General features: G+C 49.1%; 21 protein-coding genes and 1 other RNA gene. 11 read left to right on the top strand and 11 right to left on the bottom strand.

Annotated elements, in window-relative coordinates; genetic code table 11:
• Positions 1–14: 14 nt before the first annotated feature.
• From ING2E5A_RS00350 to ING2E5A_RS00330, 5 genes are all read right to left on the bottom strand, one after another.
• Positions 15–3,434, bottom strand: a complete 3,420-nt coding sequence (locus ING2E5A_RS00350; protein ID WP_161941912.1) for a TonB-dependent receptor — start codon at positions 3,432–3,434, stop codon at positions 15–17.
• Positions 3,435–3,687: 253 nt separating this feature from the next.
• Positions 3,688–4,662: a FecR family protein gene (locus tag ING2E5A_RS00345; RefSeq protein ID WP_071135694.1), complete on the bottom strand. Its 975-nt coding sequence runs from the start codon at positions 4,660–4,662 to the stop codon at positions 3,688–3,690.
• A gap of 64 nt (positions 4,663–4,726) precedes the next feature.
• Entirely contained in the window at positions 4,727–5,290 is a 564-nt protein-coding gene (locus ING2E5A_RS00340; protein WP_071135693.1) for an RNA polymerase sigma-70 factor, read from the bottom strand.
• A 67-nt stretch (positions 5,291–5,357) separates the two neighbouring features.
• Positions 5,358–6,731: an alpha-L-fucosidase gene (locus tag ING2E5A_RS00335; RefSeq protein ID WP_071135692.1), complete on the bottom strand. Its 1,374-nt coding sequence runs from the start codon at positions 6,729–6,731 to the stop codon at positions 5,358–5,360.
• Between the two features lie 187 nt (positions 6,732–6,918).
• Positions 6,919–8,022 (bottom strand): DUF6051 family protein, encoded by a 1,104-nt coding sequence (locus ING2E5A_RS00330; protein ID WP_071138102.1) that lies wholly within the window; start codon positions 8,020–8,022, stop codon positions 6,919–6,921.
• Between the two features lie 252 nt (positions 8,023–8,274).
• On the opposite strand from ING2E5A_RS00330, the gene ING2E5A_RS00325 reads away from it, so the two are divergent.
• The 3 genes from ING2E5A_RS00325 (at position 8,275) to ING2E5A_RS00315 (ending at position 11,141) form a co-directional block, all read left to right on the top strand.
• Positions 8,275–9,078 (top strand): LytTR family DNA-binding domain-containing protein, encoded by an 804-nt coding sequence (locus tag ING2E5A_RS00325; protein ID WP_231960400.1) that lies wholly within the window; start codon positions 8,275–8,277, stop codon positions 9,076–9,078.
• Positions 9,079–9,199: 121 nt separating this feature from the next.
• An RNA gene (gene rnpB / locus ING2E5A_RS00320) (RNase P RNA component class A) lies at positions 9,200–9,580 on the top strand.
• Between the two features lie 13 nt (positions 9,581–9,593).
• On the top strand, positions 9,594–11,141 hold the full coding sequence (locus ING2E5A_RS00315) for a YihY/virulence factor BrkB family protein (protein WP_071135690.1): 1,548 nt from the start codon (positions 9,594–9,596) through the stop codon (positions 11,139–11,141).
• A gap of 7 nt (positions 11,142–11,148) precedes the next feature.
• Here ING2E5A_RS00315 and ING2E5A_RS00310 read toward each other — a convergent pair whose 3' ends face one another.
• Positions 11,149–11,862, bottom strand: coding sequence for a M48 family metallopeptidase (locus ING2E5A_RS00310; protein WP_071135689.1), 714 nt, complete (start codon positions 11,860–11,862; stop codon positions 11,149–11,151).
• Positions 11,863–11,968: 106 nt separating this feature from the next.
• Between ING2E5A_RS00310 and ING2E5A_RS00305 the strand changes: the two genes are divergently transcribed.
• The 8 genes from ING2E5A_RS00305 (at position 11,969) to ING2E5A_RS00275 (ending at position 19,561) form a co-directional block, all read left to right on the top strand.
• Positions 11,969–12,712 carry an MlaE family ABC transporter permease gene (locus tag ING2E5A_RS00305; protein ID WP_071138101.1) on the top strand — a complete coding sequence of 248 codons (744 nt, stop codon included), beginning with the start codon at positions 11,969–11,971 and terminating at the stop codon, positions 12,710–12,712.
• 19 nt (positions 12,713–12,731) lie between these two features.
• A complete protein-coding gene (locus ING2E5A_RS00300) occupies positions 12,732–13,526 on the top strand; it encodes an ABC transporter ATP-binding protein (protein ID WP_071135688.1) in 795 nt (264 codons plus the stop codon).
• Positions 13,527–13,627: 101 nt separating this feature from the next.
• Positions 13,628–14,380 (top strand): Fe-S cluster assembly ATPase SufC, encoded by a 753-nt coding sequence (sufC, locus tag ING2E5A_RS00295; RefSeq protein ID WP_071135687.1) that lies wholly within the window; start codon positions 13,628–13,630, stop codon positions 14,378–14,380.
• An 8-nt stretch (positions 14,381–14,388) separates the two neighbouring features.
• The gene (gene sufD / locus ING2E5A_RS00290; RefSeq protein ID WP_173652376.1) at positions 14,389–15,732 is read left to right on the top strand and encodes a Fe-S cluster assembly protein SufD; all 1,344 of its coding nucleotides are present in this window, start codon (positions 14,389–14,391) and stop codon (positions 15,730–15,732) included.
• Complete coding sequence (locus ING2E5A_RS00285) at positions 15,729–16,943, top strand: cysteine desulfurase (protein WP_071135686.1); 1,215 nt, start codon at positions 15,729–15,731, stop codon at positions 16,941–16,943. The genes sufD and ING2E5A_RS00285 overlap by 4 nt, the downstream gene beginning before the upstream one ends.
• A gap of 311 nt (positions 16,944–17,254) precedes the next feature.
• Positions 17,255–17,509, top strand: coding sequence for a hypothetical protein (locus ING2E5A_RS14920; protein ID WP_083373093.1), 255 nt, complete (start codon positions 17,255–17,257; stop codon positions 17,507–17,509).
• Positions 17,472–18,707 (top strand): transposase, encoded by a 1,236-nt coding sequence (locus ING2E5A_RS00280; protein WP_083373092.1) that lies wholly within the window; start codon positions 17,472–17,474, stop codon positions 18,705–18,707. Before ING2E5A_RS14920 ends, ING2E5A_RS00280 begins: the two co-directional genes overlap by 38 nt.
• A 182-nt stretch (positions 18,708–18,889) precedes the next feature.
• Positions 18,890–19,561 carry a TorF family putative porin gene (locus ING2E5A_RS00275; RefSeq protein ID WP_071135685.1) on the top strand — a complete coding sequence of 224 codons (672 nt, stop codon included), beginning with the start codon at positions 18,890–18,892 and terminating at the stop codon, positions 19,559–19,561.
• Positions 19,562–19,566: 5 nt separating this feature from the next.
• Here ING2E5A_RS00275 and argS read toward each other — a convergent pair whose 3' ends face one another.
• From argS to ING2E5A_RS00250, 5 genes are all read right to left on the bottom strand, one after another.
• Positions 19,567–21,360, bottom strand: coding sequence for an arginine--tRNA ligase (gene argS / locus ING2E5A_RS00270; RefSeq protein WP_071135684.1), 1,794 nt, complete (start codon positions 21,358–21,360; stop codon positions 19,567–19,569).
• Positions 21,361–21,448: 88 nt separating this feature from the next.
• The gene (locus ING2E5A_RS00265) at positions 21,449–24,253 is read right to left on the bottom strand and encodes an FAD-binding and (Fe-S)-binding domain-containing protein (RefSeq protein ID WP_071135683.1); all 2,805 of its coding nucleotides are present in this window, start codon (positions 24,251–24,253) and stop codon (positions 21,449–21,451) included.
• 99 nt (positions 24,254–24,352) lie between these two features.
• Positions 24,353–24,550, bottom strand: a complete 198-nt coding sequence (locus tag ING2E5A_RS00260) for a winged helix-turn-helix domain-containing protein (protein ID WP_071135682.1) — start codon at positions 24,548–24,550, stop codon at positions 24,353–24,355.
• Between the two features lie 64 nt (positions 24,551–24,614).
• On the bottom strand, positions 24,615–25,205 hold the full coding sequence (gene coaE, locus ING2E5A_RS00255; RefSeq protein WP_071135681.1) for a dephospho-CoA kinase: 591 nt from the start codon (positions 25,203–25,205) through the stop codon (positions 24,615–24,617).
• Positions 25,202–26,185, bottom strand: coding sequence for a CdaR family protein (locus tag ING2E5A_RS00250; protein WP_071135680.1), 984 nt, complete (start codon positions 26,183–26,185; stop codon positions 25,202–25,204). The genes coaE and ING2E5A_RS00250 overlap by 4 nt, the downstream gene beginning before the upstream one ends.

Genomic DNA, 26,185 nt, shown 5'->3' with positions numbered 1-26,185 from the left:
GCTGTAGTGTTTATTTAAAAATTGATATTTAGCCCAAGACTATATGTACGAGCCTGTGGCATTGAGTTGTAGCTAACAAAACTGGCTGCTGAAGCCTGGTCGAGAGGCACCTCCGGATTGTACCCCGAGAAGCTGGTCAGGGTTAAGAGGTTGGAGACACTTAAGGAGAGACGCAACGACTGCATCTTGAGCTTGGCCGCAACCGCCACCGGCAAGGTATAACCCAGACTGACATTGTTCAGTTTCAGATAATCCCCTTTTTCGAGGAACATGGAGGAGATATACTTCTCTTCGCTGCCATAAGTTACCGGTTCAGTTGTGGGATTTCCTTCATCATCGTAGAAATGTTGCACGTTCATCACTACCCTCGGCCATTTGGCAACATCTCCAGGTTTTTGCCAGGCCTCGGTAAGCAACCTGCTGGAGAGGGCCCGAACACCTCTGTTAGGAGTAAGGGTGCTTTGTAACAGTCGGTTATAGATATAGTGACCTGTGGCAAATGAGAAATTCATATTCATGTCGAAGTTCTTGTATGCAAACTGGTGGTTAAACCCTCCCACAAATCTGGGAATCGAGGTTTTTCCTTTCAGGATCATCCTGTTTGCCTCCATATTGGTGGTTGTTCCGGGAATGATTCTACCCGTATGAGATGTTGTGCCGTCGTCATTCACCTTTACCTCATAAATCATCGGGATACCCTTTTCTGGGTCAACACCTGCCGACTCGGCCATATACCAGGTACCCAGCGAGAGCCCCTTTTTGAAAATGGTGATCACCCTGTCTTCATAAGGTTCAATTTGGGTCATGCCTACATTGTTGGCATCCGATTCAGGATCCAGGGCCAGGATTTTATTGCTGTTTGTGGAGAAATTGAGAGCGACATTCCATTTGAACGGTCCGTTCAGTACGGCAGCCTCCACATTGAATTCAATGCCCCGGTTCTCCATATCACCTATGTTTTGCCAGATGACGTTTCCACCAAATATTCCGGCAGAGTAAGGGAGAGCTACCGCCAGAAGCATGTCTGAAACATTCTGTTTATAGTAGGCAAGTGAACCGTTGATCCGGTTGTTCAGCAATCCGAAGTCGAACCCGAAATCGAGCGTGCTTGTCGTCTCCCATTTGATATCAGAGTTGCCGATACTGACAATCTGCGTACTGGGGATTCCCAGGTTTGTGCCGGTTCGAACCTCATACTTGTCGGAAGTGATTCCGCTCGGGATATTGGTATTGCCGGTCTGTCCATAACTCCCCCTCAGCTTAAGCAGATTGACCACCCTCGATTGGAAGAACTCCTCTTCAGAAATGATCCATCCTGCCGAACCGGAAAGGAATGTAGCCCATCTGTTCTCGGGGGTAAACTTCGAAATTCCGTCGCGACGGATGCTTGTACCAACGATATATCTGTCCATGTATTTATAGTTGGCCCTGCCAAAGTAACCCCGCAGGTAGCTTTCTCCGCCCAGGACGCTGTAACCTTTCACCGATTCAGGTCTTCCCACTTCACGGAAATTACCTATCAGCGATTGGCTTTCCAGGTGGGTGTTGTGAGAGTGGTAACGGGTATTCTCCACGCCGGTCACAATGTTCACCCAGTGGTCTTCGCCGAAGTTCTTGTCGTAATTCAGGAACGAGTTGTAGTTGAGAACTGTGAGCTGATTTTTCTCCTCTTGAGCAATGGGTCCATCAATCCGGATACCAGCTCCACGGTATGAAAGTCCCTTGTCAAATACCAGATTGGCACCGAATTCTCCAACCAATGAGAGTCCCTCCATGATTTTCAGTGTTGCGTTCAATCCCTGCAGGATATTTGTTGTCTGCAGATTACTCTCGCTATTCAGGGGTGAGATACCAGCCAGTGCGTTTGCTCCCGACAACGGATTCCAGAAACCGTTGATGCCGTTGTCGCTATTGTCATATACTTTCATCCATGGCAGTGAATAGGCATTCACCTGTGCCCAGCCTCCTGCGCCTCCCCTTCCGTGATCGGACTTGGAACGGTTATTGTTGGAGAATGAGATGTTTCCACGGTAATTGATGTTGAGTAGATCGAGCAGGTTGTAGCTCAGGTTGGCGTTTGCCGTAAAGATCTCCAGATCATTAAATTTGAGGATGCTGTTGTCTTTCCTGTAACGCAACGAGAGGTATGAGCTTCCCTTGTCGCTTCCCTGTGTGGCAGATAGGTTTGCCTCGGTAAAAATACCTGTCCGGCTGATCACATCTCCCCAGTCGGTATTGGTTGCCATAGCCTCCTCCCTCGTGATGGTAGCGCTCACCCCATCCAGTTGGTTTAGTGAAGCCTGTGGGTCGTATAAACCACTCATGCCACTATTGGCATAAGCCCGGTCCATAATTTCAATATACTGGGCACCGGTAGCCAGACCGATGTCTCTGTTTGCCCAGTTGCTTATTCCCGACTTGAGATCCACTGACAACTTCATGGCACCCTTCTTGCCCGATTTGGTGGTCACAAGGATAACACCGTTTGATCCCCTGGAGCCGTAGATAGATGTTGCGGCAGCATCCTTCAATATCTGGATCGATTCAATATCTGCAGGATTGATCATCGACATGACGTTCTGAGACGATTCGCCGTCAAACGATGCTCCCATGTTTCCGCTTACAATGGGGATGCCATCCACGATCCATAGCGGATCGGTTCCTGAAGAGATCGAGTTGATGCCACGCACTTTGATCTGTACCGGAGAACCGGGAATACCTGATTCGTTCGACACCATCAACCCGGGAGCAAGCCCTTGCAGTGCAGCATCAAAAGAGGCGGAACCGGTTGCCTTTATCAGATCTTCGCTGTTGATTGTGGAGATAGATCCGATAACATCTCTCTTCTTTTGTGTACCATAACCTACTACCACAATCTCTTCCAGCAGTTCCACATCGGCCTCCATGACGACATCGATTGTACTTCTGCCGGAAACAGCTACCTCCTGGGGTTTCATGCCCACATATGTGATCTGTAGCACGGCATCTTCTTGAATGTTAGACAAATAGAACTTTCCATCAAAGTCGGTTACGGTGCCTTGCGACGGATTGTTTTTTATGATGATCGTTGCTCCGATCACGGGTTCCCCGTTCGTGTCCGTAACGGTTCCCCGTACTGTTCTTCCCAGTTGTTGCAGTGTTTGTGCCAAACTGGTAATTGCCCCTTCGCTTTGCGAAGACCTTTTCGAAAGTACGATATAGTTTTTCTCAAAATCGTAACCGATATCCGTACCGTTGAACATTTGATCAAGATATTCCGATACTCTGTCCGACTTTTTTTTCAAGGTTACCGTGCGTGAAGTATTCACTTCACGGTTGCTGTATACTACCAGATAGTCGGTCTGTTTTTCAATTTCACTGATCAGCTGGCTAATGCTTACAGAGTTAGATTTCAGTTCAATGACTGCATCCTGGGCCTTTGTATTTGTCGCCATCAATTGGAAAGTAAAGGCAAACAATAGGAATAAGCAGATTTTCATGATGTTAAATAGGAATTTAAAATCACTTTTTTTTAACAGAAAGTGATCCTTTGAACTCTTTATTTTCATATCTTTGTGTGTTTAAAGTAAATAACTAAGGATTGATCTCTTTGTGTTTGCTTTATTTTGGGCGATAGGTGTTGGCGCACTCATCGCCTTTTTTTATTCGCTATTCGCTCTTAATCATAGGCATATCGTTTTTAATGGTTTATCTCTTTAACGTTATCGTATTGGTTTTTCTCTCTTTTTCGATGGTGAACTTTTGTATCTTCTGTATGATCCTGAGGATCTCGTCTATTCCGTCGCGTTGACGGAACTTGCCGGTGTATCGGACGTTAAATATTTCAGGATCCTTGACAATTATCTTGACATCGTAATAGAGCTGAAGTTTTTCGATGATATCTATCAGCCGCTCATTCTCAAACGAGTAGATCCCATCTTTCCAAAGGAAGTAGTCGGGACTGTTGATCTTCCTGACATACATCTTGCCCTCTCTCATGACAACCTGTTCGTTGGGTTTCAATGTAACCCTGGTCTGGGGTGACCTTTTGCTATATACCATCAGTGAGCCTTCAACCAGATCGGTCCTGATGTAGTCGGCCTCAGGGTAGCTATAGACGTTGAACTCGGTTCCAAGTACCCTCATCTCCATCTCTTGTGTTGAGACGATAAAAGGTTTTCTTGAATTTGAAGCCACATCGAAATATGCCTCTCCTGAGACGCTTACCCGGCGTGTTTTTCCGTGAAAACGGGCGGGAAAGGTCAATGAGGATTGTGCATTCAGCCACACCAATGTACCGTCCGGCAGTGTCAGTTGAGCACGCTGACCGGCTGGAACGACCAGTCTGTTCGGCTCCATTTCACCGTCTGAGCCTACAAGAAAATAGCGGGTGGCAAAAAAGGTGGAGGCAATAAGTACCAGCGCAACTGCAGCATATTGCATGGTTCGCCAGACAACCTGCTGCCGCTCTCTTCTCTTCAGTAGCTGCATAAAGAGCTGGAAACCTCTCCTTCCTTCCTGTTCATCATTTGGCAATTGAGGCAGCTGCATGAGTGCATGGACGTTCTGCATGCCTACAAACTCCTTTTGTAAAAGTTCGTCGTTTCCCACTTCGTTGAGCAATTTGGAAATATCAGATTGTTCCAGTTCACCCGAGAAATATTTAGGGAGTTTTTCCTCCATTCTTTTTCTGCTTTATTAATTAACGATCGAACGTGAAAAAACCACCAAGAAAAAACAAAAAAAATTAAGCAAGCAAAAAAATAAGTAAAGGGATGTGATCTTTTAGTATCTCTTTTAGTTTTTTGTAGGCTATTGCCATTTGGTTTTCCACGGTATTAATAGAGATATTCAGTTCCTGTGCGATGGTTTTTTGCTTTTTCCCCTCAATTTTATTTAAAACAAAAATTTCCCGGCATTTCTCAGGCAGGCTTTCGATAGCGTTTTGAATGACCGTTTCAATATCGGGTTCAGAAAACAGCTGCTCATCGAATGCTTCCAGGGATTGAAACTTAATCTGCAGGGCTTTTGTATAGTCGTCCTGTAATTTCTGCGCAGTGTTACGCACGGTTGTCTTGTGCCGGAGAAAGTCGATACACCTGTTCTTCACGGAAGTAAACAGGTAGGCAAAGAGATTGGAGTGCGAGAGCAACTCAATGTTCTGTTCCCACAAATCGAGAAATAGATCCTGCACGATATTTTCGGCATCCTCTTCGCGGATCACATACTCCTGTGCAAACCGTTTCATCCTCGAGTAGTAGGATAGATAGATCTTTTCAAACTCGCTTTTATGTCTCGAAATCGCATCCATTCACATCTGCCGAAATGTAAGATGAAACCCAGGTATCTACGAGGAAGAAGCGGCCAGGGAGGGAGAATTATTCCGCAAAGTTCGTGACCTTGATCACCCAGGCATGTTCACAAGGCAGCTCGTCGACAGTTAGCTGGGGAAGTGTAATCGTCAACTTCCCCTGTTGGAGGGTCGACTTCAAATCCCCTTTATAACCCAGCAGTTCTGCTTTTCCAGCGCTTTTCAGTCCGGTGAGAATGATGGGATCCTTTTGCCACTTTTTCAATATGATATATAGATTTCCATCTTTCCGGGTAAAGTGCAGATTCCCCTCCTTGGGCTTGTTGGGACTTCTCCACGGCTGTGAGGAGTAGATGGCATCTCCGTTTACTTTCAGCCACTTTCCGATATCGAGCAGTCTTTCCTGCATAACTACCGGAATCATGCCGGTAGCATCCGGACCGATATTCAATAGAAAGTTTCCACCATTGGTCACCTTGTCGATAAGGATATCGATCAGCCGTTTGGAGGAGAGGTAGTGTTTTGTTGTTTCAAAACGGTTATATCCATATGAGGTGCCGATACCCCGGCTCTCCTCCCATGGGTGGTCTGCCTTGTCGCCGATTCCCTTTTGACTGTGTACCAGATCATACTCGGTGGTATAGTAGCCTCCATGTCTGCTCCGGGTCTCCTTGCCCCACCTGTCGTTCACCACAACGCTGTTTTTAACGGGAGATTCGTTGTAGAGCCAGGCCAGAAACTCTTCACTTTTCAGGGTTTTGCTGTCGTAGTCCCACTCTCCGTCCGAAAAGATGATCTCGGGTTGATAATTGTTTACCAGCTCCTTCATCTGTGGAATCATGTGTGTATCTACCCACTCTTCGATGGTGGATTTGGAGTACAACGGGTGAGCCCATTCCAGCAATGAATAGTAGAGCCCGAAACGGAGACCGGAGTTCCGGACCGAGGTGGAGAGCTCTCCGATCAGGTCGCTATGCGGTCCCGTCACCATGCTGTTCCAACGTGGGGAATGCGTGCTGGGCCACAAGCAGAACCCGTCGTGATGCTTTGAGGTGAGCACCACATATTTGGCTCCGGCCTCGCGGAAAAGTTCAGCCCACTCGTCGGGGTTGAAATATTCCGCCTTGAACATGGGTGCAAAGTCGGCATAGCTAAACTCTTCACCATAATGTTTGGTGTGAAAATCCTTGAAGAACTTGTTGCCTGACAACAGCCGGTTATAATAGTGCTCGGCATATTTCTCGTACACTCCATCCACCTCGTTCACCGGTGCGTAGGCGGGTACAGAATAGACTCCCCAATGGATAAAGATTCCGAACTTGGCATCTTTCCACCATTGAGGTATTTCCCTTTTGTCGAGCGAGTTCCAGTCGGGTTGATACTGTGCAGAGAGTGTTGTGAATGCGAGTAATGCAAGCAGCAGAGTGATTCCTTTTTTCATAGATTTTCTGATAAAGTCGTTTATTGTTGATTTTTTCATTCCAACGTTAACATCCCATCAGACACTTCTGATGGTGGAGAAGGTAGTGTTGAAAGGAGACTCCGTGGAATGGAGTCTCCAACCTTTCGATTCCAAAAATACAAATAAAAGATCTAATATCAGAAAATCTATGAAAAAAGGTAGAGGATTATGCCAGAAAACTGGCTGCACGGGAAAAGACATCGGTGAAAAAGCGGTTGACCGACGAGATATCGCTGGAATTTGCAGGAAAAGGGTTTTCATGGGAGTAGGGAAAGGGGAAATCCAGCAGTTCGATCCGCTCCTTCGCCTTCTTTTCTCCAAGTGCTTCCTCTACCCCCTGGTATGGAATTACCCTGTCCCGGGCAAGCACAATACCCTTGATTCTCTCACCCGATTGTTCAAAGAAAGCCTCGCGTTGTGCCCGGAACCTGTCGGGCGAAATCATCCGGTAAAATGCGTTGAATGCCTCGTCTCGAGACCATTTGTCGTCCGATTCCGAGCCAAAGACATGAATGTAGTAGTCGTACAGTTTTTCAAAGGCAGCCCTGTCCATGATGCTTCGGGAGATGCCATGCATCGACCGGAATATGCTTCCTCCGCAGAACATGAAGAGCCGTGTATGGGAGAACAGCTTTCCGGGGTTTGCCATAAGCGCCACCTGTGCAAGAAATGCTCCGATGGAGTAAGCAAAGATATCGATCTGGGTATCTTCCCTGAATAGGGGATGTCTGCCGCTCTTGATTGTCTCAAAGAGAGAGATCAGGTCGCTATAGGTTTGCCTTCCTGACATGTAGAAGCGCTCCGGATTCTGGCTGATCCGGTCGCTCAATGCTACGTTGGCAAAACTGATGGAGCGGTCGTCATTGTATTTTCTTCGTCTGAAGTTCAGCAGGGATGCGAGAGCCCTCGGGGTTGACCACGAAGCTGGCGACCGGTTCATATGGAATGCGATAGGAAAAAGGATGACCGGCTTTCCCGTATTGATGCACAGATATTCTGCCCAGGTAAGGTATTTGTTCCAGTTACGTTCGTTCAATCCGTGCAGCAACAGGATTGCCTCGTCGTGCTTCCGGTTGTCTGAGGCCAGGAATACCGGATATTCAAAGGAGTAGTTCTCTTCAATGGCTTTGTCGTTTGGCAGCAATGTCTCCGGTCGCAAGGCACTTCCGAAAGGAAAGAAACGGATGGCCGTTTTGGTGTCGGCCATGGAGCAATCGGTCCCCTGCCTGTAGAGGTTGATCAGTTCGGCGAATCGTTGGCAGTAGTTCATCTTTTTTTTGGTAAAGAAATCTCCTTTTGCGGGCATCTGCAAATCAATGGGAGATTGTAGGCCACGATGTGGCAGGAGTCGCTATATGGGGTAAAAACGGAGATAGAGGGGTGAAATTTTCAGCCAGATTCCCCCAATTCATTTGGTCATTCTTCAATAAAAAACTATTTTTGCATCAGGTCGTGAACCTGCAGTTTTATCATGAACGGAAAGATACCCGCATACTTGTATGAAAAAAGCAACACGGTGAAAATGATTGTATTCACTGCGGTTTTTGCCCTGCTATTCATCAATATCTTTCAGCCTTTCGGTTCAAGATCATGGTATCCGGCCATCTCCGATTTAAAGTACTTCACTTTTTCCAGCCTGATTATCCTTACCGGGATGCTGGTGGTGGTGGTCAGCCGCGTGATTCTTGCCCTCTATTCGAGGAAAAACGATCTTCTTTACTGGCAATACGCTCTCTGGATCTTGTGCGAGGTGCTGGCCATGGCGGTCTTCTATTCGCTTTTTTCCAAGTTTGTACCCAAAGAGGGTGCCGACAGGGACTTCATGGAGATCTTTCATCAGAGTGCTGTAAATACAGCGTTGGTGCTGCTGCTGCCCTATGCCATTTCGTGGCTCTACTTCTCATGGAAGGAGAAGAGCATGTTGCTGGCTACCATGGGGCAGGAGAAAAATGGTGAACTACATGCAAGGAGTGTGGTTGTGTTTCCCGACGAGAAGGGTGACCTGAAAATCTCCATCGCCCTGGAGAATCTGCTTTACATTGAATCTGCCGATAATTACACCACCATCTACTACCTGAATAAATCGAGGCAATCACGTTTTCTGCTTCGCAACTCCTTGAAATGGATGGAGGAGAACCTGACAAAAGATACACCCCTTGTGCGTTGTCACCGCTCCTATATTGTCAACATGGAGAAGGTAAAGATCCTCAAAAAGGAGAAGGGCGGGATTGTGCTGGAGCTGGATGCTGAGGATACGCCCGATCTTCCCGTATCGAAAACCTATTACGACTCTTTTATGCACAAGTTTTCCCAATATACGGTCTGACCGTGGCAAGGCGCAACCTGCAGTTGTCTGATGTCGTTTTGACAGCATTGGCATAACTCTTTAGAAGAGAAAAGTGCAAAAAAGCGCACTAAAATCGTTACTTATTACTACTTTTGCAAAAGCAGCAGGCCGGTTTGTCGCTCCGGTTCCGGCGCTTGTCGCGATTCGGGGAGGAAAGTCCGGGCAACATAGAGCACCATACTTCCTAACGGGAAGCTATCCGCGAGGGTAGAGTAGCGTAACAGAAAATAACCGCCCCGTTTTCTCGTGAGATTACGGAGTAAGGGTGAAAAGGTGAGGTAAGAGCTCACCGGGTATCGTGGCAACACGGTATGCCGTACGCCTTATGGGTTGCAAGACCATGTATATCGGATATGTAGGGTTGCTCGCCCGATGCCGAGGGGTAGGTCGCTAAAGAGCAGTGGTGACACTGTCTCGCAGATAAATGACAAACATCCCGCCTGTCGGGATACAGAACCCGGCTTATAGGCCCGCTGCTTTTTTATTTTGACGGTATGTTGAGAAGGGAAAAAAGAGTTTCGAAGCCTGAAGAGGAGGAAAAATCGGGACTGTTCGAAAGGATCAGGTTTCAGGTAAAGGAGTGGATTCACTTCCTCTCCTACGAAATCTGGCGGTTGAACCCCGAGAATTTCTCCAACAAGAAGAACGTTCTGCACAACGTCCTCAAGGTTACCATGCTTACCGTAAGAGGTGTGCAGGAGCAGAACCTTGGCGCCAGCTCCCGTTCGTTGACCTACCGTACAATCCTGTCGCTCGTTCCGATGCTGGCGGTTCTGTTTGCCATTGCACGCGGATTCGGATTCGAAAAGATTCTCGAAAGTCAGATTTTCGATTTTTTCAGCAGCGGGGAGAGTGAATCGGTAATTGCCCCGCCCGGACCGAAAACGACCACCGATACTGTTGCGATACTGACCGATTCTGTTGAAGGTGCTGCGCAGGCAATTATTGCGGAGAGCGTGCGAAGAGCCGACGCTCTGGATGTAAACGGCTCGATTTCAGGAACCACCTCTTTCACTATCGAGACAATTATCGGGCTTGTAAATAACTCGCTGGAGCATGCCCAGGGTGGCGTTTTTGCCGGTATCGGTGTTATCTTGCTGCTCTATACCGTCATTCTCCTCTTTTCGGATATCGAGAACAGTTTTAACCGTATCTGGGGAGTAAAAAAGGGACGCTCCATTCAGCGAAGAGCGGTTGACTATTTTGCACTGATCCTGCTGTTGCCGATTTTTGCAGTGCTCAATTATAGTCTTACTGCTATCATTCAGGCATCTACCGGTCCGTTTGGTGAGTTCAGCCATATCCTCGATCCGGTAGTGAGCCAGGTGTTGAATATCCTACCCTTCCTGGTAATGATCATTACCTTGACACTGCTCTACCGCTATATGCCCAATACCAAGGTGAAATGGGGCAGTGCGTTGATCGGCGGAATTGTGGGGGGTATCGCTATCCAGATTTTTCAGATGATCTACCTGAACGGACAGCTCTGGATTGCAAACTACAATGCCATATACGGAGCCTTCGCAGCCATTCCGCTATTGCTGCTCTGGGTACAGATGTCCTGGTTTATCGTGTTGATTGGTGCCGAGCTCTCCTTTTCGGCGCAAAATGTACGCAAATTCTCGTTCGACCGGGAGACGAAAAATATCAGTCGCCGTTTCAGGGATTTCTTCACCATCATGATCGCATCGGTGATTGTGCGTCGCTTTGCCCAGGGAAAATCTCCGCTTACGGCCGATCAGATCTCGATGAGATGCAAGGTTCCCATCAAATTGACCAATGACATTATTGACGAGCTTCACAAGCTTCAGGTGATTCTGCCTACACCCACGCCGGAGGATGAACGTGTCATGGCCTATCAGCCGGCTATCGATATCAATCTGCTTACCGTTAATAACCTGATAGCGAGGATAGACAAGGAGGGTTCGGAAGACTTTCTGATTGATCTGGAGGGGGATTTTGCCCGCCATTGGAATGCCTTGATGGATACACGCATGTCGGTTTACGAATCTTCCACCGATGTGTTGTTGAAGGATCTGTAGGACCAAGTCATGGCTTCAACAGCTGATAGGCGGCCGACTCGAACTTGTTGAGCGATCGGCTGATGGTTTTGGCATCCTCACCGCAAAGATGGTCGAGCAGCCTCCAGAATCTTTCGCCGTGATTCATCTCAACCGTATGGGCCAGTTCGTGCAGAACCACGTAGTCGATCTGCTTTTCAGGTAGCAGCATCGTATAAAAGGAGTAATTGATGCTCTTAAGACGGGAACAGCTCCCCCAGCGTGTTACACTTTTGTTGATCCTGATTCCGTTTACCTGCAGGTTGTGTTTTTCAGAGAAGCGGACCGTTTTCTCCGTCAAGATCCTTTTGGCCTCGTGTCGCAAAGCATGTCGGATCATCTCTTTGACCGTAAATTGAGACACCGGGTGTTCCAGTTCGAACCCGGCTGGGATGAGGAGAGTCAGCTCTCTCCCCTTCAACTGCATCTTTGCCTTTTCTACAAGATGTGTCCTGGATATTCTTGCCGTAAAAGGGTAGGTCTCCAGCAGGGTCTCTTCGGTGATCAGCTGCTCTTTGGGCGAGGAGATCTCCATCAAACGGCGACGCATCTCATTCAGAACAGATGGAAGCCCTGCAGGGGAAAACCCCGGCGGGACGGTCAGCTGGATATGATCCCCTCTTTTCCGGGCAATGATCTGCTTTGCCCGGATGTTGGATTTTACGATGATCTTTCCCAGTTCTTGGTCGTTGTATTGATACATTGGGCAAAGATAATACAATTATTTTTCCCAATTGTTTTACCCCTCAAATCATCTAAATGAAAAACATTGCCTATCTTTGTGCACGTTAATTCCCGATGTAATGAGCATTGTAAGTTCTTTAGAGAGTATCGGCGAATATGTCGAGCTCATGCGAAGAGTGATGGCTCCGCCCGACCGAGCACGAGAATTTTTCAAGGAGTTTTCGAAGGAGGTGTATAAACTGGGGGTCAACTCCATCTGGCTGGTAATGATCATCTCCTTTTTTATCGGTGCGGTTATTGTAATGCAGATTGCCATTAACGTGGCTTCGCCGTTGCTGCCCCGCTTTACGGTGGGAGTGGTCTCCCGCGAGATTATTCTGCTGGAGTTCTCTTCCACCATCATGTGTCTGATCCTCTCCGGGAAAGTGGGATCCAATATCGCTTCCGAGATAGGCACGATGCGTGTAACGGAACAGATAGATGCGCTGGATATTATGGGGGTAAATTCGGCCAATTACCTGATTATGCCCAAGGTCTCGGCGTTTGTCTTCTTCATGCCTGTACTGGTGGCATTGAGCATGTTTCTTGGCCTTTTCGGCGGGTACATCATCTGCCTTTTTACCGGAACTCCCCCTGTCTCAACGTACATATACGGAATTCAATTTTTCTTTCGGGAGAGTTTTGTCTGGACCTCCATCGTGAAATCGATGATTTACGGCTTTATCATCGCTTCGGTTTCCGCCTATTTCGGTTATCGAGTTAAAGGCGGATCACTTGAGGTGGGCAAAGCGAGTACCGACTCGGTTGTGATCAACAATATCCTGATACTGGCTGCCGATTTGGTTTTCACGCAATTGGTCATGGGTTGAAAAAGATAAGTCTTGATATATGATTCAGGTAAGAAATTTAATCAAAGAATTCGAAGGACGTCTCGTTCTCGACGATATTACGACTTCCTTTAAAAAAGGAGCCGTGAATATGATCATCGGAAAGAGCGGTTCGGGCAAAACGGTTTTTTTGAAATGTCTTATCGGCTTGATACAGCCCAGTTCTGGTGAGATCAGGTATGAAGGCCGGAATATTACCGAGATGCGTGCGAGGGAGGTGAAACGGCTGCGCCGCGACATGGGGATGCTCTTTCAGGGATCTGCCCTGTTCGATTCCAAGACGGTGCTGGAGAATGTGATGTTCCCGCTGGACATGTTTTCGCGAAAGAATCAACGAGAAAGAAAAAAACGTGCCGAATTCTGTCTGGAAAGGGTAAACCTCTCACATGCGGCAGATCTTTATCCGTCGGAGATATCGGGCGGTATGATGAAGCGGGCTGCCATTGCAAGAGCCATTGCATTGAACCCGAGGTATCTCTTCTGCGATGAACCCAACTCAGGGCTCGATCCGAAAACCTCGCAGCTTATCGATGAACTGATTTCGGACATTACGGCAGATTTCGGCATTACCTCCATCGTGGTTTCTCACGACATGAACTCGGTGATGAATATCGGAGACAACATCATCTTTCTGAACGAGGGCATACTGGAGTGGCAGGGATCACGCGACAGGATCATGGATGCCAAAAATGAGAAGCTGAACGAGTTTGTCTTTGCTTCAGAGTTGTTTAAAAAGATAAAGGTGGCCGACTACATCATCTCGGAAAGCAATGCTTCGGAACAACAAGATGGGTAGGTTAAAAACAATTGATAGAAAAAATTGTTATTCAGAAGAGACCACAAGTAAGAAAAACGGCGGTGCAATTTGTATTGTCTCCGCTTTTTAATGATTTATATATGGCTAATTTATTGAAGATAACAAATCTACATGCAGTAGTAGAAAATAAAGAGATCCTGAAGGGTATCAATCTGGAGGTAAATAAGGGCGAGATTCACGCCATCATGGGTCCCAACGGATCGGGAAAAAGTACACTGGCCTCCGTTCTTGCAGGTAATCCGAAATTCGAGGTGACTCGAGGCAGTGTTACATTCAACGGCAAGGAGCTGCTCGATATGGATCCTGCCGACCGGGCCAAGGAGGGAATCTTCCTCAGTTTCCAGTATCCGATCGAGATTCCTGGGGTAAGCATGGTCAATTTCATGCGAGCAGCGTTGAATGAGCAGCGCAAGTACAGGGGCGAGGAGCAGATCTCAGCCTCTAACTTCCTGAAACTGATGCGCGACAAGCGCGAACTGCTCGGTATCGACAGTCAGCTTGTAAGCCGTTCGGTTAATGAAGGGTTTTCGGGTGGGGAGAAGAAGCGTAACGAAATTTTCCAGATGGCGATGCTTGATCCTACCCTGGCTATCCTCGATGAGACCGATTCAGGGCTGGATATCGACGCTTTGCGGATCGTGGCTTCCGGAGTAAATGCGTTGCACCGTCCCGAGAAGGCTACGCTTGTAATTACCCACTATCAAAGGCTTCTCGACTATATTCAACCCGATGTGGTTCACGTGCTCTACAACGGAAAGATTATCAAAACCGGAGGGCCGGATCTGGCGCTTGAGCTCGAGGAGAGAGGATATGACTGGCTTGTGAATCCCTAACCTGCAAAATGATGATTGAACAACAATATATCGATTTATTCAACGATTACCGGAGTGAGATCGATGCAAATTCAGTGGCGGGATTAAACCGTCACCGTGATGCCGCTTTTGAGGCGTTCTGCAGGCTGGGATTTCCCACGTCGAAACTTGAAGATTACAAACATTCTGATCTCTCTCGCGCATTTGACGGTGATTTAGGGCTGAACCTGCGGAACATACCCATACCGGTCGATCCGTATGAAGCTTTCAAGTGCGATGTGCCCAACCTCAACACCAACGTCTATTTTCTGATAAACGACCGGTTCTATGCCAACGGTCATCAGCAGGCTCCACTTCCTGACGGTGTTTTTGTAGGCAGTCTGCAACGGTTCTCCGAAACCCATCCCGACATCTTCAACAAACATTATGCTAAAATTGGGGACTGCTCCGCGAATGGGGTGGTGGCCTACAACACGATGTTTGCACAGGATGGCTTTGTAATCTACGTTCCCGAGAATGTCACTGTCGACAAGCCTCTTCAGTTGATCAACATCCTCAGGGGCGGGGTCGATCTGAACGTGAACCGTCGCATCCTTGTCATAGCTGAGAAGAATGCCCACGTAAAACTGCTTGTCTGTGACCATACGGTTGATGAGGTGGAGTTTGTGGTGACGCAGGTTGCGGAAATTGTTGCCGGTAGGGATGCCCAGGTCGATTTTTATGAACTGGAAGAGAACTCGGTGAAGGTGAAGTTGTTGAACAACGTTTTTGCCGAACAGGCGGAAAATTCCAATGTGACGGTCTCAACGATCACGCTGCACAACGGCTTTACGCGGAACAATTACCGGTTCCGTCTGCTGGGAGAACATGCCGAGGCCCATATCGGGGGACTGGCAATTTGCGACAAGGAGCAGCATATCGACAACTACGCATTTTTGGAACATGCCGTTCCCAACTGCCACAGTAACGAGCTCTTCAAGTATGCGCTGCAGGAGAGATCGACAGGTGTCTTCTGCGGAAGAATCCTGGTGGACAAGGGGGCGCAGAAAACGCTGGCTTACCAGAACAACAAGAACCTGATCACCTCGGAAGAGGCCAGGATCTTCTCGAAGCCACAGCTCGAGATTTACGCCGACGATGTGAAGTGCTCGCACGGGTTGACAACCGGACAGATCGACCAGGATGCCCTTTTCTATCTACAGGCCCGTGGAATTCCCGAGGAGGAGGCCCGTATGCTCCTGATGGTAGCTTTTACTCAGGATGTAGTGGACCTCGTCCGTATCGAGATGCTTCAAGATAGGCTCATTCAGCTGATCAACAAGCGTTTCAGGGGTGAACTTATGCGTTGTGGCAATTGTGAGGTGTGCAAATGATCAATCTAGCTGACATACGGGCAGACTTTCCCATCCTTTCGCGTCTGGTGCACGGGAAGCCGCTTGTTTATCTCGACAACGGGGCTACTACCCAGAAGCCTGAATGTGTGATCGACAAGATCCGGGAGATCTATTGTTCCGTGAATGCCAACGTGCACCGCGGTGTACATTTTTTGAGCCAGGCCGCCACCGACGAGCACGAAGCATCGAGAAGAACGGTGCAGGAGTTTATCGGTGCCGCTTCTTCAAACGAGATTGTCTTTACACGCGGTACCACGGAAGCCATTAACCTGATTGCCTCATCTTACTGTAGGGAGTTTTGCAAACCTGGCGATGAGGTGATTATCTCTGCGATGGAACATCACTCCAATATTGTTCCCTGGCAATTGCAGGCGACGATCTCGGGGATTAAGCTACGGGTGCTGCCCATCTCGGATGAGGGCGAGCTCCTTCTGGAGGAGCTGGAGAAGATGATCTCCTCCCGCACGAAACTGATCGCGATCACGCACGTCTCAAATGTCCTCGGGACAGTCACGCCGATTGGCAAAATCATTGAAATCGCGCACCGTTACGATGTTCCGGTGCTGGTTGACGCTGCGCAATCGGTACAACATATGGCGGTTGATGTGCAACAGATCGATTGCGATTTTTTAGTCTTCTCGTCACACAAAATTTATGGTCCTACCGGCATCGGTGTGCTCTACGGTAAAGAGAAGTGGCTCGAAAAGCTTCCTCCCTATCAGGGTGGGGGGGAGATGATTGCATCAGTCTCATTCGAAAAGACCACCTTTGCCGCCTTGCCTTTCAAGTTCGAGGCAGGTACACCCGACTATGTGGGCTCTGCGGCGCTTGCCACGGCACTCGATTATCTCTCCCGGATCGGTCTGGAAAAGATTGCCCGGTACGAGCATGACCTGCTGACATATGCTACTGAGCAGTTGTCCACTATCGATAACCTCAAGATCTACGGTACTGCATCCGATAAATGCAGTGTAATCTCCTTTCTTGTGGAAGGTATTCATCATTACGACATGGGGGTGCTGCTCGATACGATGGGAATCGCTGTCAGAACCGGGCACCACTGTGCCGAACCGTTGATGCGACGCCTCGGCGTCGAGGGAACGGTCCGTGCATCCTTTGCCATCTATAACACCAGGGAGGAGATCGATCTCCTGGTGAACGGCATCCGCCGGATAGTGAAGATGTTTTGATGTTGCAACACCCTTCCAACCCTTCTATTCAGGAGATCTGGAGAGAACAATCCCCACTTCATTAACTGTTTTTCTTTTGGCAGTCAGCAGACTGATGTAGCATGAGATTATCCTGACCGCTGCACTTTGCCATGCAGCGGTTTTCAACATAGAAGGGTCTGCTGAACAATTGATATCCATACTGAAAATCAGTAAATTAATCGTTAAAATATTTGTATAACTGCAAGAAATTGAGTATTTTTATTTTATAAACCCTGCATCTTATGATGCGATAAAAGAGCTCCAGGCAGCTTTCAATTTCAGAGTTCAAGATGCCCTTTGAGGCAAAACTGGATGAGGATAACCGGTGGGTTATTCTTTCAAAAATAGTTCCATGGGAAGAGTTTGCCCGGCTCTATTACAAGAACTTCAAAAGCAACCGGGGTGCCACCACCAAAGATGCCAGGCTTGTGCTGGGAGTGATCATCATCAAACACATCATGAAGACGGACGACCGGGGAGTGATCGAGATTCCAGGAGAATCTCTACATGCAGTATTTTCTTGGTCTCGAAGCTTTCACCTATGAATATGAACAGGTGATGACACCGTCACTGCTGGTATCCATCAGAAAGCGAATCGATCTGGACGTCTTTGAATCATTGACAGATGATTTGATAAGGAAAGGGTTGAAGCTGAAATCCGGAGTACAAGATAAAGAGGTTGATGGGGATTCGAAGGATAATGATGACGACCCCGATCCGCATCCGGGTAACAAGGGTAAGCTTCAAATGGACGCAACGGTCTGTGATGCGGACATCAAGTATTCCACAGACCTGGATTTGTTGAACGAAGGCCGTCAAAAGGCAGAAGACCTGATTGATAAACTGTGTTTGAAACCGGGAGTTCAGGATAAACCCCGCACATACAGGAGAGCAGCGCGCAAGGAGTTCCTGAGTGTGTCGAAAATGAAGAGAAAACCAGCCTACGTGTTACGAAAAGCGATACGCAAGCAGATCAACTACCTGAAACGGGATGTACGGATTATTAACAAGATGCTGGACACCATAAAGGATGAACCGATTCCTTTCGAGAGGCGGCAACTGAAATATTTTTTTGTCATCCAGCATCTGCTGGAACAACAGGAGACAATGTACAAGAAGAAGAGCCATCAGGTAGAAGATCGCATCGTGAGCATTCATCAGCCGCATGTTCGCCCTATTGTCCGTGGCAAGGCCAAGGCCAAGACGGAGTTTGGAGCAAAGATCAACATCAGTCTGTTGGATGGCTATGCCAGGGTAGATCATTTCCACTGGGATGCGTTCAATGAGGGGCAGGATCTTCAGTCACAGGTTGAACGCTTCAGGAAGCTGACAGGGAAGTATCCGGAGCTGGTTCAGGTGGACAAGATATATCTTACCCGGGAGAACAGACGGTTCTTGAAAGAGAAAAGAATCCGCTACACCGGGGAACCACTGGGACGAAAGCCGGCAAAAGAGATCAAGAGCAAATACCAAAAACGTAAAGAGCGACGAGAGGCTGCAGAACGCAACCAGGTTGAAGGGAAGTTTGGTCAAGGCAAGCGTGGATATGGTTTAAATGATATCCGGGCCAGACTCTCCTCGACGTCAAGGAGTTGGATAGGGGCTATCATTTTTGTGATGAATCTGATCCGGCATATGAGGGATATTCCCTTACCTTATTTTGTCTCGTTACTACAGAAGTTAATGATAGTGAGAAATATAAACATTTATCCACTCGGGCCACAAATGAAATTGTGTGCCTGATTGGGAATTAATAAGCAGACCCTAAATACTTGATGCCATACTGGGTCTGTTGATGATGTTAATATGATATTTATGTGTTGAATTTATAAATAAAAAGTAAGATAAAATTATTTATATAGATCAAAATGATTATATTTGCGGCGTGATTATTTCATTATGTCTAATTAAACTATTTCAAGGTTATGAAAATGAAAACGGTTGTTGCAGTCACGCTGCTTTGTTCTCTCTGGAGTTCCCTGTCGGCACAGGAGGAGAAATCGAAATGGAAGGCGGGGATCGATCTGGTCAGTTCCTACGTGTGGAGAGGGCTCTACTTGTCGAATGCGGCGGTGCAGCCCTCGCTTGTTTTTGAATCGGGCGGGTTTTCGGCCGGAGCGTGGGGATCGGCCTCTTTCGACGGCGTGATGGAGGCAGACCTCTTTGTCGGGTATACTTTCGGTTTTGGGTTATCGCTGGGAGTTACCGATTACTACTTTCCCTCCCTGGAAGGCGGGAACGATTATTTCGATATCAGCAAGGAGTCAGGGTCTCATATCTTTGAGCTGAACGGCAGTTATGAAATCTCCCGGCTTCGTTTTTCCGCCAACTGGGTCCTGAACGAGTCGCGGGGTGCAGGTTCGGCAGGGGGCGACAAATACTTCGAAGTGGCCTATGCAATTGGCAACATCACCCTCTTTGCCGGAGGGGGCGACGGATTGCAGTCGCTCAGCAGAGATCTTAAACTTACCAATATAGGCATCAGTGCCACCAAGGAGCTGCAGATTACCCCTTCATTCCAGTTGCCGGTCACCTGCAGCGCCATCTTCAACCCCGACAGGGAGAGATTATATCTGGTGGCAGCACTCGCCTTTTAGTCCATTTACATCTGCTCGGGAACGTCGATGCCGAATAGTGACATTCCCTTCTTGATGGTTGTCGCAACATTTCTCGAAAGTTTCAGCCGGAACGTACGCAGCGCCTCATCCTTTTCGCGAAGGATCGGGAAATCGTGATAGAACTGGTTGAACTCCTTGGCCAGGTCATATACGTAATTTCCGATCAACGACACGTTGAATTCACTGCCTGCCTGTTTTACTACATCTGCAAATTCGGCCAGCATTTGCACCAGGCCCTCCTCTTTTTCGGAGAGCACAAGAGCTGTCTGTAGCGGTCCGTCGACCGCGATGCCCTGCTCTTCTGCCTTTCGTAGAACCGACTTGATCCGTGCGTGGGTGTATTGAATAAAGGGGCCGGTATTTCCGTTGAAATCGATCGACTCTTTTGGATTGAAGGTCATGTTCTTTTTCGGGTCGACCTTCAGGATGAAATACTTCAGTGCCCCCATCCCGATCATGGTGACGACGCGTTCCGCCTCTTCGGGAGAGACATCGTCGAGCTTGCCCAGCTCCTGCGATGTCTCGCGGGCGGTCTGGATCATCTCGGCCATCAGGTCGTCGGCATCCACCACGGTACCTTCGCGCGATTTCATCTTACCCTCGGGCAGTTCCACCATGCCATAAGAGAAATGTACCAGCCCCTTTCCAAACTCGAAACCAAGCCTGTCGAGCAGGATGGAGAGCACCTGGAAATGGTAGTTCTGTTCGTTCCCCACCACGTAGATCATCTTGTCGATGGGGTAATCGTCGAACCGGAGCTTGGCTGTACCGATGTCCTGTGTCATGTATACCGAAGTCCCGTCGGAGCGAAGGAGAATCTTTTCATCGAGCCCCTCCTGTGTCAGGTCGGCCCATACCGACCCATCTTCCCGCTGGTAGAAGATACCCTCTTTCAGTCCCCGCAACACCTCCTCTTTACCTGCCAGGTAGGTTTGCGATTCGTAGTAGATCTTGTCGAAGGTAACGCCCAGTTTTTTGTACGTTTCGTCGAAACCTGTATAGACCCAGCTGTTCATCATCTCCCACAGCTCAACCGTAGAAGCATCGCCGGCTTCCCACAGACGCAGCATCTCACGGGCCTCTTTCATCAGGACCGACTCTGCTTCAGCCTCCTCTTTGGTCAGCCCCCTGGCCTGCAGTTCGGCCAGTTCGGCCTTGTACTCCTTATCGAAAAGGACATAGTAGTCGCCAATAAGGTGGTCACCCTTTTTCCCCGACGATTCGGGAGTCTCTCCATTCCCCCACTTCTGCCATGCCAGCATCGACTTGCAGATATGGATACCCCGGTCGTTGACGATATTGGTTTTTACCACCCGCTTGCCGTTGGCTTTCAATATCTCGCAGAGTGAATGTCCCAGCAGGTTGTTCCGGATATGTCCCAGGTGCAGCGGTTTGTTGGTGTTTGGAGAAGAGTACTCCACCATAAAGAGAGGGGCATCGTCGGCAACAGGCGTGAATCCGTAACCTGGGTCGTTGTCGATCTCCCCGAGCAGGTTCAGCCATACCGTTGAAGCGACCGTCAGATTGAGGAATCCCTTTATCACGTTGAAGCCGGAGAGAAGCGGTGATTTCTCCAACAGATAGCTCCCGATCTCCTGTGCCGTCTGTTCGGGATTCTTTCTCGAAATCTTTAACAGGGGGAACGTGACGAGGGTGTAGTGCCCCTTGAACTCTTTCTTCGTTTTCTGAAGCGTGATCTGCGATGCATCCACATCGGCGTTGTAGAGCTCTTTAATTGCGCCGATGACGGCAGCCTGAAGGATATTCTCGATGTTCATAACGTGAATTTGCAATTTAAAGTTACAAAGATACAAACAATCTACGATTTACGATTTACCTTTACCGATTTTGAGGGCAGGGAGGATGCTATTCCGATGCCTGGTCTACCAGATAGACCAGCGACCTGTAGGCTATCCCGCTGTTTATCGACAGCCCTATCTCGCAGGTCCGGCTGTTGGAGTAGCCTTCGGTGGCATCTCCAATATCATGTTTAAGGGGTTTCAGAGCCGAGTTGTTGAGTTCGGGGTAGAAAAATCCTCGATCTCCTGCCCATCCGCAACAGGAGACGTTTTGGGGAGTAACCACCTTTTCGGCACATCGTAGGGCAACGGTGTACAGTTTTTCTTCAAGACCCATCTTCGCAGAGCTGCAGGTGGTGTGAATGGCTACTGTCACCGGCCGTTTACGCAAGTTGAGTCTCGCCAGCAGGAAATCGTGAATAAACTCCACCTGGTCGTACAATCTCAGCCGGCTGTCGACTGTTTCACGCATATGAAGCAGACAGGGGCTCATGTCGCATACTATCGGCAACTCCCCGTTGCGGCTTGCTTGCAATAACGCTTCGTTCAACTCTCTCGCCTTCCGGTGTGCCTGATCGCGAAACCCTTTGCTGCTGAACGCCATTCCGCAACAGAGCTTCTCCCGCCCATCGGGTATGATAACGGTATAGCCCGCTTTCCGCAAAACCGAGATCATTTTCGACGGCACATCTTCACTCCCTGTAAACCCGAAAGCAGGACCTCCCATGGAACGCGTGACGCATGAGGGGAAATAGACCACTTCGGGTGTATCGCCATGCCCGGCAGGGAAAATCGAGCGGCAGATCTTCCGGCTACCTGTGGGCGTATATCTGGTCCACAAGGGAAGGAGTCCGTCGCCGATCCGGTAGATGCCGCGGGCAACCGACTCCATCCAGCCATAGCCGGTTATGCGTGCGATGGCGTGGGGCAGCTTCATCAGGTTGCGGATCGTGGCGGTAACCAGATCCATGTGGTTGGCAATCGCCTCTGCCATGCGCTTGGCAACCTTGCCATTCTCTTTCCAGCGAAGCTCCTTCACCAGCTTGCCGGTATTGATCCCTACCGGGCAGGCAATGGCACAAAGTCCGTCAGTAGCGCAGGTTTCGTTAAAACTGTAGTTCATCTTTTCAGCCCATTGTTTGCGTCTCTTCACATCCCCCATTCCGGTCAGCCTCCGGTAGGCCACGATCCGTTGCCGAGGTGTGAGGGTCAGCTCCCTTGAAGGGCAGATCACTTCGCAAAAACCGCACTCGATGCATTTGTCAATCAACGGATGGGCATCGGGTATATTTTTCAGGTTCTTGACGAAGAGCTCCTTGTCGTCATTGATAATCACACCGGGATTCAGTATCTGCTGCGGATCGAATGCCGATTTGATCCGTTTCATCACACCATATATCTCAGCTCCCCATTCCAGTTCAACGAACGGCGCCATGTTCCGGCCTGTTCCGTGCTCGGCTTTCAGGCTACCGTTATGTTTTACCGCCACCAGTTGGGATAGGTCATGCATAAAGCGGCTATACCTGTCAACCCCTTCCGGTGAGTTGATATCCGGAAAAAGGGTGAAATGAACATTCCCATCCAGAAGATGTCCCCACATTACCGCATCTGCATATCCCGAGTGGATCAGCAATTCACGTACCTCGGCAAGCGCATCTCCCAGGATTGCCCCGTCGAAGGCGATATCCTCGATGACACAGGCCGTCTGTGGCGGGCGAGAAGCCGCAGCCGAGGTGAACAACCCGTTGCGAACACTCCAGTAAAGATTGTACAGTTGTCGGTCGGTGGTAAACCGGATGGCGGAAAGTGTGTGGATATGGTTCATGGCCGACTCGATTTCGCCTATCTGTGCCAATAGCGTTTCCTCGTCGTCAGCAGAGGTGTCGATCAAAAGTGCAGCTGCCTCCTCGGGCAGCGATTTCAGCTCGGCAGGCACCCCGGTCTGATTCTCCACCGCACGGAGGGCGTTACGATCCATCAGCTCTGCAGCGCTTACCGGAGAGCCCCGGAGCGGCAGGATGGCCTGGCAGACATCGCGAAGATTCCTGAAGTAAACCAGGGCCGTGGCTTTCAACCGGTGATCGGGAACCGTCTCGAAGGTGGCCTGCGAGATAAAGCCAAGTGTTCCTTCCGAACCGATCATCAGATGCTGCAGTATCTCGATCGGATCGGAAAAGTCGATCAGGGCATTGACACCATATCCACAGGTGTTCTTCAGCCTGAATTTTTCGGCGATCCGGTTGCGAATCGCTTCGTTTCCAGTAACCTCCCTGTGTAGCTCTACCAGGCTGGCAATCAGCTCGGGATGCGACTCTGCAAAGGCTTGTCGGCTGGCCGGGTCGGCGGTGTCGAGCAGCGTGCCGTCGGCAAAGATAATCCGCATCGACCTTACCGTGTTGTAACTGTTGTGCTGGATGCCGTAGCTCGATCCGCTGGCGTTGTTTGCCAGGATACCGCCAATCTTCGCCGCATTGATCGATGCCGGTTTCGGCCCGATCTTCCGGTGGTAACGCTGCAACATCCGGTTGGCCGCTGTTCCGGTAAGGCTTACACCGAATGTGGCGGTTTTCCCGTTGTCGGTGATGGCCGAAAAAGCAAATCCCTCACCGCTCTCCATCAGGATGGAATCGGTGATGGTCTGTCCACTCAAGCTGGTACCTGCCGCCTTGAAGGTGACTGGGATATTCTCCCTGCTGCAGAACTGCATCAGCCGGATAACCTCCGCTTCGCTGTTGACTTTGACTACAGCCCTGGGAATCAGTCGATACAATCCGGCATCGCACCCTTTGACCAGCCGGGATAGTTCGTCGGTAAAGAGCTGCTCTTTGGGAAGGAGCTTCTCAAGCTCTCTTCGCAGTTGAGAATCATTCATGATGGTTATATCTTCAGCAAAGATAGCGGAAAAATAAAAAAGCCGTCACAGGGGCGGCTTCAACACTGTCTCATCTCAGGGGGGCTCATGCCCCGGACGTCATATCAGCGAGACAAACAGCTCCTTACCCTCTTCCACCAGCGAAATTTTCCCCTCTCTGGCCAGCCAGCCGAGGGCAGCGTAGAGCTCCTTGTCTGTCAGCTTTGAAGACCGTTTCAGCTCTTTTACACTTTGTGTTCCGGCTCCGTCCAGCAATGTCCAAACCTTACCGGCATTGGTTCCAATTCTCTCTATCATCGTTTACCTGTTAAAAATTGTTCAGATTTTACATATCTCCTCCGGTGTTACCCTTTTCGGAATCTCATCTTCCTAAAAGAGTCCGGAGGATCTCATCTACCTGTTCCAGCAGAGAGTGGCGCCCATCGTTAAGGATGACGAAATCGGCCAGCTCCGCCTTTCTCTCGTCGCTCAGCTGACAGTTGGCGCGTGCCGTTATCTGATCAGGGGAGAGATTGTCCCTCTTCACAACACGCTCAATTCGCGTTTCCAGCGGTGCCACAACGGTTACGGTCCTGTCGAGCATCGACTGGAATCCGGCTTCAAACAAGAGTGCCGCGTCTATAGCTACAAGCGGATGCCCATTCCGCTCTGCTGCCCATTCCCCGAACGCCCTTGCCAGTTCTGGATGTATGATGGCGTTTGCCATGCGCAGGTTCTCTTCATTGTTAAAGATCAGTTCGGCCAGCATCTTGCGGTCGAGCCGGTCGTTTCGGTAGAGATCGGGACCAAAGCAGCCGATGAGCTTTTCCCTGATTACCGGAGAGGAATCGTTCAGATTTTTTGCCTCCCGGTCGGCATCAAAAACCGGGATGCCGTATAGCCGCAGCAGGTTGCAGACAACCGATTTCCCGCTCCCAATACCTCCGGTAACTCCCAATCGTATCGTTTTCATCTGCTTTCAAAGAGAAACTCCACCGATGAGGGTGACAGCTTGACGTTACGGACGGTCGAAGGGACTTTTGAGAGTTTCAGATCGACCCGGCCGTTTCCATTTTTGTAAAACTCCAGGTAATCGAGTTCAACTTCGAAATCCTCGGGAGCAATTTTCCTGTATTCGTCCAGTGTTACCGAGAAGGAGACCTCCACCTGCGATGGAAAGAACTTCACGTCGATATTGGAGGGTACATTCCTGGCTGTGACCGGAACCTCGAAAGTCCTTTCGGTATACTCCATTACGGGGATATAGATATCAACTTCGCCGGGGACAAACTTAACGCCGTTTACCGGCATGAGCTTCACCCTCAATTGCGATGTGGCCTTCAGGTTGTTGATCAGGGTATATTCGGTTACTGCCGACTGGATTTCCGACAACTGGTTCTGGGAACCGTATGCTGTCACTGTTGCGGGCAAAAAGGTAACACTGTCGGCCACCAGGTTGCTGCGACTGGTTGTAATGACTCCGTCGAAAACCACCTTCAGCTCCTTCTTTTGAAGTTTGGAGGTTGCCAGCGAGATATTTACCGGATAGTAGGCCTTGAGGTTCGTGCTTTGCGACAACTTCTCCCTGATAAGCTGCATCAGTTCGCTCCCCTGCAGGTTCTTGATCCGCTCCTCCTTGTATCTGGCGATGTCGATCTCGATCGAATCTTTCAGGGTAAAGGTATAGCGGAAAATTTCCGACCCCTTGTCGGCAACCCGTATCTCGATATCGTCGGGCAGCGCAACATCAAACACCTCATCATCTGGAATATGGGTGTATTTCAGTGGAATCTTGTAGGTGGCCTCGATGTCACGCTGGAAAAAGAGCATCAACCAAAAAATAAAGGAGAGGATGAGAAACAGGACAAAAAGGAATATGTTTTTCCAGTTTAATCTGGAAAAGAAGTCCCGTATCTTCTCGATCCACCTATCCTTGATTGATGCAAGGTCCAT

Source organism: Petrimonas mucosa, from assembly GCF_900095795.1.
GTDB classification, from domain to species: domain Bacteria; phylum Bacteroidota; class Bacteroidia; order Bacteroidales; family Dysgonomonadaceae; genus Petrimonas; species Petrimonas mucosa.
The sequence above is the reverse complement of the archived record's forward strand: the minus strand, read 5'-3'. Positions and strand labels throughout refer to the sequence as shown.